Source organism: Bacillus sp. 491mf, assembly GCF_900112415.1.
GTDB lineage: Bacteria > Bacillota > Bacilli > Bacillales > Bacillaceae_G > Bacillus_A.
On sequence record NZ_FOLV01000044.1, the window covers coordinates 1 to 13,099 of the forward strand.

The 13,099-nt window shown below is 38.1% G+C and carries 13 protein-coding genes and 2 pseudogenes; 12 read left to right on the forward strand and 3 right to left on the reverse strand.

The window, feature by feature from the left end:
• The 12 genes and pseudogenes from BM211_RS22435 to BM211_RS22495 form a co-directional block, all read left to right on the forward strand.
• On the forward strand, positions 1-2,349 hold a 2,349-nt coding region (locus tag BM211_RS22435), incomplete at its 5' end, for a DNA translocase FtsK (RefSeq protein ID WP_256217190.1).
• A 61-nt stretch (positions 2,350-2,410) separates the two neighbouring features.
• A complete protein-coding gene (locus BM211_RS22440) occupies positions 2,411-3,532 on the forward strand; it encodes a nicotinate phosphoribosyltransferase (RefSeq protein ID WP_090999652.1) in 1,122 nt (373 codons plus the stop codon).
• Between the two features lie 451 nt (positions 3,533-3,983).
• Positions 3,984-5,297, forward strand: coding sequence for a UDP-N-acetylmuramate--L-alanine ligase (gene murC, locus BM211_RS22445; protein WP_090999654.1), 1,314 nt, complete (start codon positions 3,984-3,986; stop codon positions 5,295-5,297).
• 30 nt (positions 5,298-5,327) lie between these two features.
• Positions 5,328-5,677 (forward strand): annotated as a pseudogene (locus BM211_RS22450) (Rpn family recombination-promoting nuclease/putative transposase); the annotation flags it as partial.
• 161 nt (positions 5,678-5,838) lie between these two features.
• A complete protein-coding gene (locus tag BM211_RS22455; RefSeq protein WP_090999657.1) occupies positions 5,839-6,252 on the forward strand; it encodes a MerR family transcriptional regulator in 414 nt (137 codons plus the stop codon).
• Positions 6,242-7,150, forward strand: a complete 909-nt coding sequence (locus tag BM211_RS22460; RefSeq protein WP_090999659.1) for a DMT family transporter — start codon at positions 6,242-6,244, stop codon at positions 7,148-7,150. The genes BM211_RS22455 and BM211_RS22460 overlap by 11 nt, the downstream gene beginning before the upstream one ends.
• A gap of 64 nt (positions 7,151-7,214) precedes the next feature.
• Positions 7,215-7,766 carry a GNAT family N-acetyltransferase gene (locus tag BM211_RS22465; protein ID WP_035435837.1) on the forward strand — a complete coding sequence of 184 codons (552 nt, stop codon included), beginning with the start codon at positions 7,215-7,217 and terminating at the stop codon, positions 7,764-7,766.
• Positions 7,767-7,883: 117 nt separating this feature from the next.
• The gene (locus BM211_RS22470) at positions 7,884-8,243 is read left to right on the forward strand and encodes a PH domain-containing protein (RefSeq protein ID WP_218160822.1); all 360 of its coding nucleotides are present in this window, start codon (positions 7,884-7,886) and stop codon (positions 8,241-8,243) included.
• 233 nt (positions 8,244-8,476) lie between these two features.
• Complete coding sequence (locus BM211_RS22480; RefSeq protein WP_035435829.1) at positions 8,477-8,737, forward strand: hypothetical protein; 261 nt, start codon at positions 8,477-8,479, stop codon at positions 8,735-8,737.
• 158 nt (positions 8,738-8,895) lie between these two features.
• Positions 8,896-9,042: pseudogene (locus BM211_RS22485) on the forward strand (histidine phosphatase family protein); the annotation flags it as partial.
• A 276-nt stretch (positions 9,043-9,318) separates the two neighbouring features.
• Positions 9,319-9,879, forward strand: a complete 561-nt coding sequence (locus BM211_RS22490) for a GNAT family N-acetyltransferase (RefSeq protein WP_035435825.1) — start codon at positions 9,319-9,321, stop codon at positions 9,877-9,879.
• 173 nt (positions 9,880-10,052) lie between these two features.
• The gene (locus BM211_RS22495; RefSeq protein WP_090999663.1) at positions 10,053-11,177 is read left to right on the forward strand and encodes a PepSY-associated TM helix domain-containing protein; all 1,125 of its coding nucleotides are present in this window, start codon (positions 10,053-10,055) and stop codon (positions 11,175-11,177) included.
• Positions 11,178-11,237: 60 nt separating this feature from the next.
• On the opposite strand, the gene BM211_RS22500 is transcribed toward BM211_RS22495, so the two are convergent.
• Genes BM211_RS22500 through BM211_RS22510 form a run of 3 tightly spaced genes read right to left on the reverse strand, consistent with a single transcriptional unit; the run spans position 11,238 to position 13,071 of the window.
• Positions 11,238-12,473, reverse strand: a complete 1,236-nt coding sequence (locus tag BM211_RS22500; protein ID WP_035435820.1) for an NAD(P)/FAD-dependent oxidoreductase — start codon at positions 12,471-12,473, stop codon at positions 11,238-11,240.
• Positions 12,470-12,802, reverse strand: a complete 333-nt coding sequence (locus BM211_RS22505; RefSeq protein ID WP_035435817.1) for a (2Fe-2S)-binding protein — start codon at positions 12,800-12,802, stop codon at positions 12,470-12,472. The genes BM211_RS22500 and BM211_RS22505 overlap by 4 nt, the downstream gene beginning before the upstream one ends.
• Entirely contained in the window at positions 12,799-13,071 is a 273-nt protein-coding gene (locus BM211_RS22510; RefSeq protein ID WP_035435814.1) for a (2Fe-2S)-binding protein, read from the reverse strand. The genes BM211_RS22505 and BM211_RS22510 overlap by 4 nt, the downstream gene beginning before the upstream one ends.
• Positions 13,072-13,099 lie beyond the last annotated feature (28 nt).

Below are 13,099 nucleotides of genomic sequence, written 5' to 3' on the forward strand. Positions count from 1 at the left end.
CCAGTCATGGAAGAAGAGACAGAGGACCCTGCGGAGCAAGAAGAACCAGCTGAAGAAGAACTTGTAAGCGAAGTCGCAGAAGAACCAGTCATAGAAGAAGCGATAGAGGAGCCAGCGGAGCAAGAAGAATCAGCTGAACAAGAACTTGCGGAAGAGCCTATTACGGAAGAAACGACAGTGGAGTCAGCGGAGCAAGAAGAACTTACTACAGAAGAATTACTAGTAGGTGAAACAATCGAAGCGGAAGAACTTGCTACTACAGCGGAACATCTGGAGACAGAGGAATCTGCCGAGAGGGAAGAATCAACTGTAGAAGGTAAAGACGTTGAGCTAGTGGTAGAAGCATCTTCAACAATCGAAGACTCCGATATGCAAGAAGAAACTTCAATCGTAGAAGAATCTGTTATTCAAGAGGACTCCGAAAAGATAGAAGAATCATTTGAAGCTGAAGTATCCGAGGAAACAGAAGTAGCGGACGTATCACTAGACATAGAATCCGTGGTTGCTGCAGAGTTTGATGAAGTATCCGAAGCAGAAAGTTTCACACAAGAACAAACGGAAGAATTTGTTCAAGCTGATGAGCAAACAAAGCAAGCTGTACAAAGCTTTGCAGATGTACTAATAGAAGAAAAAGAAATAGAAGCTAAGAAACAGCCGGAAGTGAAAGCGGAGCAACAAGAAAAGGTGATTGAAGAGCCAAAACGTGAGAAGAAACGTTTCGTTCCGTTTAATGTAGTGATGTTGAAGCAAGATAAACAGATGTTAGAAGAAAAGCGTCGCGCTGCAATGGCAATGCAACCTGTTCAGACGCAACCTGAGCAAAAACAAAATATAGAGGTAGAAAAGCAACCAGTGCAAGAAGAAATGACGCACCGAGTTGTTGTGGAAACAGCGCAAGACGTTCGGAATGTTTTACAAGCGCCGCCGACATACGAGTTTCCACCATTAACACTTTTAAATATTCCAAGTCATCCCACGACAAATGCTGCTGAGTGGTTAGAGGAACAAAAAGAGTTGTTAAATACGACATTCCATAATTTCCATATTGGTGCAAAAGTTGTGAATGTGACGCAAGGACCAGCCGTTACTCGTTTTGAAGTACAGCCAGAGCCTGGTGTGAAAGTAAATAAAATTACGAACTTAAGTGATGATATTAAACTGAACTTAGCAGCTCGTGATATCCGAATTGAAGCGCCAATTCCGGGTAAAAGTGCAGTTGGAATTGAAGTGCCAAATAAAGAAAGTAAAGCTGTATTTCTTCGAGAAATTTTGCGAAGTCCAGTATTTACGAAAAGTGAATCACCGCTTACAGTCGCACTTGGTCTTGATATTTCAGGGGCACCGATTGTTACGGATATTCGAAAAATGCCGCACGGTTTAATTGCCGGATCGACAGGATCAGGAAAAAGCGTATGTATTAATGCAATCTTAACAAGTATTTTATATAAGGCGAAGCCGCATGAAGTAAAGCTGATGTTAATCGATCCGAAAATGGTGGAACTTGCGCCGTATAATTCTGTACCGCATCTTGTTGCACCGGTTATTACGGATGTAAAAGTAGCAACGGCAGCCTTAAAATGGGCAGTAGATGAGATGGAGCGCCGTTATGAATTGTTTGCACATGCAGGTGCGCGTGATTTAACACGTTACAATACAATTATGAATGAACAAGAAATTCCAGGTGAAACGTTACCGTATATCGTCATTGTGATTGATGAGTTAGCTGATTTAATGATGGTTGCACCGGGCGATGTTGAGGAAGCAATTTGCCGCATTGCCCAAAAAGCAAGAGCTTGTGGAATTCATTTATTAGTAGCGACGCAGCGTCCATCTGTAGATGTAATTACAGGATTAATTAAATCAAATATTCCAACGCGAATTGCTTTTACAGTATCATCGCAAGTAGACTCGCGTACAATCATTGATATTGGCGGAGCTGAGAAATTACTCGGACGCGGTGATATGTTATTTTTAGATAATGGAACGTCAAAACCAGTTCGTGTGCAAGGGGTATATGTTTCAGATGAGGAAATTGAAAAGTCTGTTGCGCATGCGAAACGTCAAATGAAACCAAATTATTTATTCCAGCAAGAAGACTTATTGGCAAAAATAGAACAACAAGAATCTGAGGATGAACTGTTCTTTGAGGCATGTCAATTTGTTGTAGAACAAGGGGGAGCGTCCACGTCTTCTGTACAGAGAAGATTCCGTATTGGTTATAACCGTGCCGCTCGTCTTATTGAGGAAATGGAAGCACAAGGGATTATTTCGGAAGCACGCGGAACAAAACCAAGAGATGTCCTTATTACAGAAGATGAATTTGCTGCCATGCAGGATATACATGTATAAGAAAAGGTTTTGCTGTATACTAAGAGAAAACGTTGGATAGTAAAGTAGGGAGTATAGCGACATGAAAGAAATCGAACTAAAATTACAAGGTGAAATAAATCGACTGACAAATAAGACGTTCAAGTTTGATGAGCGCGTTGGTGAAGGATGGTTTTCAGCCGTTTATTTCTTAAAAACTCGTGATATTATTAAAGAATTTCGAGCGGAAAGTGTTGTGACAATGCAATTTTTCCAAAAGGAACACGCTGTATTATGCGGAACAGATGAAGTACTTGCTTTATTACAAACATTTGCGGAGCATCCTGAAGAACTTGAAATTCACACTTTAAAAGATGGGGATAAAGTAAGTCCGTTTGAAACGGTATTAACGATTCGCGGGCCATATGAATATTTCGGTTATTTAGAAGGTGTTATTGATGGCATTTTAGGACGACGCACTTCTGTGGCAACAAATGTATATAACGTTGTTCAAGCGGCGCGCAGCGGTCAAACAGAAAAACCTGTTATTTTCATGGGTGACCGTGATGATCATTACACACAACAAGCCGGTGATGGTTATGCTGCTTATATCGGTGGTATGAGCGCACAGGCAACGCATGCGATGAATGAATGGTGGGGCAAAAGCGGAATGGGAACAATGCCTCACGCTTTAATTCAAATGTTTAATGGTGATGTTGTAGAAGCAGCGAAAGCATATCATAAAAAGTTTCCAGAAGATGAGCTAGTCGTATTAATCGATTACAATAACGATGTCATTACAGATGCACTTCGTGTTGCTCGTGAGTTCGGATCAGAACTAAAAGGAGTACGTGTAGATACATCGCGTACGATGATTGACCAATATTTCATTCGTCATCCAGAAGTACTTGGCACATTTGATCCGCGCGGTGTGAATCCATCTCTAATCTTTGCACTTCGCAATGCATTAGATGAAGAAGGATTCCAGCACGTGAATATCGTAGTAAGCGGCGGCTTTGATGAAAAACGAATCCGTGAGTTTGAAACACAAAATGTTCCGGTTGACATTTATGGTGTCGGCAGCAGCTTATTGAAAATGAACATTGGCTTTACAGGTGATAACGTAGAATTAAACGGTAAACCAGAAGCGAAAGCAGGACGTAAATATCGTCCAAACCCGCGCTTAGAACGAGTTGAATTACAAGCAAGAGAAGACGCGGAGTAAAGTGAAACTTCCATCAGTGGGGGAGCTTTATCCCCCACTGATGGTTAGTTGAACCAATCGGGCTTTTACGGGCAGTTATTCCCCCGCATATCTTCTTTAGAAAAGCGAAGTTGGACAATGATTCTATTTCAACCTTGACGTGGGAGTATTACTGCCCGTTAATGCGGGGTAAAGTGAAACGTCTTTGTTTCTCTCCAAATGTTAAGCGAGGAATAATCATTTTTAAACAATTGAATAAATAGAAAAGCTGGTAGGGAATTGACCCTATCAGTTTTTCTGTTATCATAGTATAACGGATTGTTTTTTGCTATAATAGGTTTGTTATGGGCTTATACGGGGGCTTGGACGTGATTATAAGCAATTCGAGATGATTACCAAAATAAGAAGAAAATCATATACTGTCTTATAGATAGACCGTTGGAATAGTTCGAAATGTTGGAGGTTCTTTAAGATGACAGTTTACCATTTTGTAGGGATTAAAGGGACAGGGATGAGTGCTTTAGCGCAAATATTACATGATATGAAGCATACTGTTCAAGGTTCTGATGTAGACAAACGCTTTTTTACGCAAACAGCGTTGGAAAAGCGTGGGATTTCTATCCTACCTTTTGATAAGAAGAATATTGAAGAAGGACAAGTGATTATTGCAGGAAATGCATTTCCTGATACGCATGAGGAAATTGAATATGCAAAAGAATTAAATTTACCTATTTATCGTTACCATCACTTCTTGGGCGATCTTATGAGTAAGTATACGAGTGTCGCTGTAACGGGTGCTCACGGAAAAACATCAACGACAGGTTTATTATCACATGTGATGCAAGGTGCTAATCCTACATCTTATCTAATTGGTGATGGAACAGGATTTGGAGCAGAAAGCAGTGAATATTTTACATTTGAAGCGTGCGAATACCGTCGTCATTTCTTGTCATATCATCCAGACTATGCAATTATGACAAATATCGATTTTGACCACCCTGATTATTTTGCAGACATTAATGATGTATTTAGTGCGTTCCAAGAGATGGCACTGCAAGTGAAAAAAGGGATTATTGCGTGTGGTGATGATGAAGAACTTCAAAAGATTCAAGCGAAAGTACCAGTTATTTTCTATGGATTTGGCGAGGATAATGATTTCCAGGCACGTAACATTCAAAAAAGAACAGATGGCACTGGATTTGATGTCTTTGTTCGTAATACGTATTATGGAACGTTCGAAATTACAGGTTATGGCAATCATAGCGTGCTAAATGCATTGGCGGTTATTGCCCTTTGTCATTATGAAAACATTGATGTTGAAGTTGTGAAACATCAGTTAACAACATTTGGCGGTGTAAAGCGTCGTTTCAACCAAAAGGTAGTAGGTGAGCAAGTAATTATTGATGATTACGCACATCACCCTACGGAAATTACCGTGACAATTGAAGCAGCTCGCCAAAAATACCCAGAGCGTGAAATCGTAGCAGTATTTCAGCCGCATACATTCTCTAGAACACAAAAATTCTTAGATGAATTTGCAGAAAGCTTACGTAAAGCAGATCAAGTATATTTATGTGATATTTTCGGTTCTGCACGTGAAAATAGAGGAGAATTAACAATTCAAGACTTGCAGCAACGCATTGATGGTGCAGAGCTTGTTACAGTTATGACGACAGAAGTATTAAAGAAACATAAAAACGGCGTACTTATTTTCATGGGCGCTGGTGATATTCAAAAGTTTGAAGCTGCTTATATAAAGGAAGTACAAGTGGCGGAGAAAAAATAAGAAAATGAAAAAGACGTGTAGAGGTGCACGTCTTTTTTTCGTTGGATGTTGTTGTTACCTGCACATGAAGATGAATATTTAGCAAAAACATTGAGGAGATTGCAATGAATCAAGATCCAATTTTACAAAAAGCGATGAATAAATGGGAAAACATGAGTCATGACTCCTCATTTCGCCTTGCATATGAAGCGCGCGAACGATTACTTTTAGATGAGCAAGCAAAATTAGCTCACGCACGTGAAGAAGGATTAGAAAAAGGTCGAGAAGAAGAAAGAAAAAAACTAGTTCGGGGCATGCATACAAACGGAATGATTTTAGAAGATATTTCAAAATTTACAGGTTTAAGTGTAGAAGAAGTACGACAGATATTACGATTTTGAGAAAATAATAATTGAAGATATATATACTTTCTATGCTTACACATGAATAGTAAAAAGGTTTGTCTAAAAAAGTGAATTTTTTGGACAAACCTTTTTTATTATTGACCTAGAGTCAACTCTAGGTTATAAGATGAAGTTGTGGAAGGTAAGGGGGAGATATGATGTATACAATTGGCAAAGTTGCAGAGTTAACAGGAATGAGCATTCATACACTTCGTTATTATGAAAAGTTAGGATTAGTGCCGCCGCCAAAACGAAATAGTGGTATTCGGCAATATACAGATGGAGATGTGCAGTTTTTACAATTTCTATATTCTTTAAAACAAACGGGAATGTCATTAGAGGAAATTGCTGAGTTTGCGAGTGACGGTTGTATTTTAGAAGAAATTAAGCAAAGAAAAGAAGAAGTGCCGTCGAAAATAAAAAAACGCATTTCCATTTTAAATGATCATTTAAAAAAGATAGAAGTGCAAAAGAAACAATTAGAACGAGTAATTCAACTTACAGAACAAAAATTAGAGATTTATTATGATTTTTTAGGAGAAAAGTACTTGGAGGACGATGATGAAAAATAAAGTGTATCTACAGTTGCTTGGATTTGCATTATTTACTGGTGGAACATTTAATGTTTCAAAATATGCAGTACAATATTTTTCAGCTACTCACATTGCTGCATGGCGTTTTGGGGTAGCGGCGTTTGTTATGTTAGGTATGTTAATAATTAGAAAAAATTTAAAATGGGAAGAGTGTAAACAGAATATTGGTTACTACATGTTGCTTGGGATAGTTGGGGTATTTGGGTTTAATTTCTGTTTCTTTTTAGGAATGAAAAATACCGAGGCTATAAATGGTTCACTTATTATGGCTACGAATCCACTTGTTACAACGATATTAGCGAGGATGATTTTACAAGAAAAAATAATGAGAAGACAGGCAATTGGAATGGTATTTGGATTTCTTGGTGTGATTCTTGTGATTACACAAGGGGCATTATCTGTTATACAGAATTTATCTTTGTCCACAGGGGATTTGTTTATTTTATTGGGGAATGTTTGCTGGGGGTTATATAGTGTATTAGGTAGAAAGTTGATTAAAAGTGGAAGTCCTATGCACACAACGACATATACGATGATTGTTGGAGCAATCGCTTTTATTAGCATTTCTTTTGTACAGAAAAATATAGTGCCAATCATGGATATTCCTCTCTTCGCTTGGCTTTCCATCTTATTTATGGCTATTGGAACGAGTGTATTAGGCTATTTATGGTGGAATAATGGGGTAGCTCAAATTGGGGCTGCTAAAACATCATTGTTCTTTAATTTCGTTCCAGTTGTAACAATGATTGTTTCTTTCCTCAACGGTGTAAACATAACTTCGGCACAAGTACTCGGAATGATTTTAGTAATTAGCGGTGTTCTTCTTTCTTCGGGATTTTTTGTATTACGTGTTAAAAAAAGTAGTATAAATCTGTAATTTTTATAACAATTTACAAATTAAGATGTTAGAATAATAAGAAAATAAAAAGGGGGATTTAGCAATGTTTACACTAAGAATCGATGATGAAATCCAATTACAATTGTTAGAAAAGCATCATAAAGATGAGTTGTACGAATTAGTGGACAGCAACCGAGAACATTTACGAGAATGGCTTCCGTGGGTCGATCGCACAAAATCAGCTGAAGGATACAATGAAATTTTACCAATGTGGCTGCATCAATTTGCAGATGGAAATGGTTTTCAAGCAGGTATACGCTATAAAGGAAAACTTGTTGGAATGGTCGGTACTCATCCGGTAGATTGGGGAAAGAAAGCGGCAAGTCTTGGCTACTACCTTGCAGAAGAAGCAAGCGGAAAAGGAATTATGACGCGAAGTGTAGAGGCTGTGCTCCGTTATGCTTTTGAGGTATTACAATTAAATAAAGTTGAAATTCATTGCGGGGTAAAAAATGTAAAGAGCCGTGCCATTCCAGAACGACTTGGCCTTCATTTAGATGGAATGATGCGTGATGGAGAATGGTTATATGATCATTATCACGACATCGCGGTATATAGTATGTTAGCGAGAGAATGGAAGGAAAGAAGCGTATAGAAGAGCGCTTCTTTTTTCTGAATTTATTAACAATTAATGGTATTATATGGATAAGAGGTGATGGAAATGGTATTTCACATAAAAAAGAACCCCATTATAATATTTGGTATGTTTCTGATGTTATTATTCATCGTAATTTCCCCTGCTATATCACTTATACTAAACGAACAAGGATGGCTAATGGCATTTGTAGCAGGAATCTTATGTCTAGCTGTAAATATTATTCAGATTTTAGACATATTTGTGTTTCAACATAAAATTATTAATGGTGAGCTCGTAACAGGATATTGGCTCATAAAGAAGAAAATTCCGCTTGCAAGCATTCGGGTGATTCGGTTTGTTGGAAAAAGTAAGAGAAATTTAGAAGTTACGTACGGCGATAATTTTGAAGTGCATATGATTACAATGCCAAAAGAGAAAGAAAAGTTCATGGAGCTACTTTTGCAAGGGAACCCTTATGTAAGAATAGAAAATTAAATATAAGGAGTAGCCGATGAAAAATATAAAAGTATTATTTTGCTTTGAAATGTTAACGGTTTTTATGGTTTGTATAAGAGGCTATCTCCGATGGGAATGGCCTCTATACATGTCAATTGGAGTAGGAGTTTTAGCGATCGTACTTCTCTATTATTTTTATTATCGATATGGAAAAAGCGAAGAAAAGAAATCTTTCAAGCAATAGAATATCAATATTCAACGGAGGGTTCTCTATGAGCATTCGTTGGCATGAGCCGAATTGTCGTCAAGATCATATGATTTTTGATACGCTTTGGGAAGCAGAAGAATGGGGATGTTCTATTAGTAACGATATGTATGCAGGAGTATTTAATGGATATACAACCCCGGACGAGAAAGTTGCCTATGTTTTAGCCTTTCACTTGGCCAGTATTGACCAATTTCATGTTCATACGGATACAGTTTGGCTTGGGGATAAAATGATGTATAAAGTATGGGTTACTCCATCTATTTAAGGTATGGGAATCGGGGCGGCTTTGTGTAGTGTTTTTTCAATATTAGGACTTATTTTACGCATTGCAGTAGTATATTGTGCTAAAGAGAACGAGATGAGCTTAGGACGAGAAATGATACTTCAAACTAAGTTCATTTTTCATAATTCGGAGGTTTTCACATGACTAGAATAGGGATCATTCGTCACGGAAGTACACCGTGGAATAAAGAAAGAAGAGCACAGGGGAGTTCCGATATTTCTCTTGATCAAGCTGGAATAGCAGATGCATATAAACTAGCAGGGCGTTTGCGTAAGGAGAATTGGGATTCAGGGTTATATAATTGCACCGTACATTTAGACTAGGGCGTATGCTTTCACATTGAGCCTATCTGTGTAGAGATAATACAGTTGATCTATTTCGGAAGGTGGAATGTCAAGAATCGTTATCTATTTTCAAATACATATTTATAAGCTGGATTTGAAGTATTGACTAAGAGGGGGTGTGAATATGTTTGCGAAAATGGCAGTAGATGTTTTGTTTAATCAACAAAAAATCTAAGGGGTTGTATCTCCGGCTGCACCCCTTAATAAAGGGAGAATAACATGAAACAGTTTTTTAATCACTTTTTAACAGGTCAAACAGTTATATTAAAACAAATGGAACAAAGCGACCTTGAACGCTTTGCTGAACTTGAAAATGAAAAAGGTGCGTTATTACTTGCAAATGACGATATTCCATTCCCGTCAACATCGGAAGATTATACGAAGTTTTTCAATGGTATTAGTGCTAAAAAGGAAGAGTTTATTTTTGGGATTTTTGAGAAGGAATCGAATGAACTGATTGGCTCATGCGGTGTTTTCGCAATCAATTGGAAAAATAGCACTTGTTTTGTTGGCATTTCTATCGGGACACAATGGCAAAATAAAGGCTTTGGTACAGATGCTATGAACACTTTGATTTCATTCATTTTTAATTACATTCACATTAATAAAATCAAACTGCAAGTGTTCAGCTTCAATGCCAATGCAATTCGTTCTTATGAAAAATGTTATTTTGTAAAAGAAGGCACTTTTCGCAATGAAATTTTTAGATTTGGCACATTTCATGACGTATATGTATTTGGCTTATTAAGAGAAGATTGGAACAACCTACAAATCAATTAAGTAAAAAGCAGTAGTTCAAGTTTTCTTGAATTACTGCTTTTTTTATTAATTGTTATAACATCAAAAAAAGATGTCAAAATTTGCTTTTCAAGTATATCTTCCTAAACCATTGACATTGATAATCATTATTATTAATATTAATTTGATTTTTCATTTCATTAAGGGGGACTTTTATGAAGGTTCGTGGTTTGGTTAGGAATGTTCATTTATGCCTTAGCATGATAGCTGGTATATGTATTGTGCTAATTGGATTGACTGGAAGTTTGCTTGTCTTTGACAACGAATTGAATCGTATGATTTATCCTGATCTATACAAAATAACGAAGGGGCAACCGGTTACGTATCAGAAAGCTTTGCAAACGGTAGCAAGCACATACCAAAAGGGAGAAATTCAGCGTGTGTATACGCCAGATGATCCACACTCTCAAGGGATTTATTTGTTTAATTTGAAAGAAGGAAAAGGGACAAAATCTGTATACGTTGATCCAGGGACTGGTAACATAAATGGAGATTTAGGGGAAAAATCGTTTTTTAATCAAGTCAAGGAAATTCATTATCATTTACTTCTGAAAGATTTTAACGGTAAAGAGATTATTGGTATTATTGGATTTATTTTATTTTTTATTAGTTTATCTGGCTTGTATTTATGGTGGCCTGGAATTAAAAAGTGGATGCGTGGTTTTGTTATACGGCGCAGTAAGAATACATATGTAAAACAGTATGATCTACATAAAGTCATTGGGATCATTGCTATGCCATTTTTATTAGCGGTGTCATTAACAGGTGCACTTTTTACATATGATAAGACAATTTTTGGGTGGATCGGAGCAAAAACTAGTGTCATGCCACCGAAGGAGAAACTTATTTTTAAGTCTCTTTCAGGAGGAAAACTCCCTTTTGATTACTTGTTAAGTGAAGCTGAAAAGGCGGTTCCTCAAGGGACTATTACGCAAGTAAGGATGCCAGCGAAAGCGAAAAAAGGAAAAGTTGAGGGTGTTGTGGAAATTCGCTTGAGTCGCTCGTATGATCCAGGGAATGGAAATGTGAAAATATGGGTTGATCAGTATAGCGGGAAAGTGTTGGCGAAACAAGATCCAAAGGTGGATGATGGACTGACGTATCAAACATGGCTTAAACCATTACATACAGGAACGTTTGGTAGTTCATTTACAAAAGTCTTATATGTGATTGGTGGTCTTACACCATCCATGTTAATGTTTACTGGCATATACATGTGGTGGTACAAGAAGAAGAAGCGAAAGCTAAAACTAAAACACTCTTCAGTAACTGCAGCGTAATGATAGAAGAATAGATAAGAGCTCCCGTCAGAATTAAGGCTTTCGGGAGTTCTTATTGTATTACACAATTTTTTTAGAGGTCTTGTTATTTGAATAGAGTTGTTCCCAAAGTTCGTACATTTTGCTTCTACCATTATCAATTTCAGGATTGAATTGGATTGCAGCTTGTTTGCGAACGGTGCGGACATGCTGCACTGCTTGTTGTAATTTCTGATCAATTGTACCAAGTCCTTTTCCGGCATGTTTGGCGATTGATATTCCTGCTGTTGTTCCTTGGGACATGGCAATTTTACCGCTTTCGATGCCAGTAATATTACCAGCGACAAATAGCCCGTCAAGAGGAGTTTCCATCGTCTCTGAATGGTGAGGGACGTGGCCACCGAGTTCAGGAATGTATTGAAACGGGCATCCAGCAACAGCAGCAAGTTCTGCTAGCGGATATAGGCCGCCTGCAATGCAAACGAAATCTGCATTGTAAATTGTTTCAGATCCACGAATAACATTGCCATTTGCATCAATATTGGCGATACGTACCCCTTCCACTTGATCTTTACCGATAATTTCGAGTGCAGCTTTTCGAAGTTGGAGAGGAGTACCATTTACTTTCATACCGCTTTTCGGATAAAAGTTTAAACCAACTTTTCTCATCCAGTCATTCTTCATGAAATGGCTTCCGATGCGTAGTAGCGGTGATGGAGCGAGATGCGCTGCATTTAAGAGAGACTTCATGACTGTTTCAGGGTCACCAGCTTGTTTACTAAGAGCATTTTTTTCCGGAAGCACAATGCGATCAACTGTTATGCCAGCTAGTTGTAATTCATTCAAAATCGCAAATGATAAAATATTCGCTCCGATAATGATTCCTTTTTGGCCAACTTGGACGCGGTGAACATTTGTCATGACTTGCGCTGCACCGATTGACATGACACCAGGAAGGGTCCAGCCCGGCAGTGGGATAGGATACTCAGCGGCCCCAGTAGCTACTAATACAAATGGTGCCTCTAGCGTACCGCAACTTGTATGCACATTCCATAGGTTATTTTCTTTCGTTAAATTGTAAACAGATACGCCGCAACGAATATCGACCGTTAATTGCTGCGCCTTTTGATAAAGACGTCTCGATTCTTCAATTCCATTCCACCACTCCCCAGAAGGCTCTTGATGAAGTTGGCCGAGTAATCTGCCACCTGGCTTTATAAATTCATCAATAACGGTTACTTTAAGACCAAATTCCGCCGCGGCGATAGCTCCTGCTAATCCTGCTGGGCCTGCTCCAATTACAATTACATCGATCATCGCTTTTCCACCATCCTTCTTACAATATTCGGATGCTGTTTCCCGCTTTCAACGACCATATCTTTTTCAATGACTGTTAAGCAAGCTCTTACGTTTGGTTGGTGATTGACAGTTACACGACATTCTAAGCAGTGGCCGATATTGCAATAAATTCCTCTAGGCGTTCCGGTATCTTCGTGAACACGTAGTTTTCTGATTCCATTTGCTAAAAGAGCAGCGGCAATCGTTTCATTTTCATATGCTTCATATTCAACGCCATCAAATTGAAAAGAAATACGTTCTCTATCATTTAAATTCCCTAAAATGGGATGATTCATAATTCTAGTCATTGTTTTTCACCTACTGTTCCAAATGTTACTGGCCGAATTGGGGGCTGATATTTTAACGGAATTTCACTAGGTGAGGTGTTAGGAATGACACTTTCAATAATGTTATCTAATGCAATTCTACAAGTGCGGCCTCCACAAAAGCCCATTCCTGCCCGTGTTCTTAATTTTAATTCTCTTGCTGTGCATTTATGTTGATTTGCTGTTTCATGAAGTTGTCCGTAAGTAACTTCTTCACAACGGCAAATTACAATGCTATCTTTGTTCCCCATTTGAATTCCTCCTCCATTGTTGTTCATC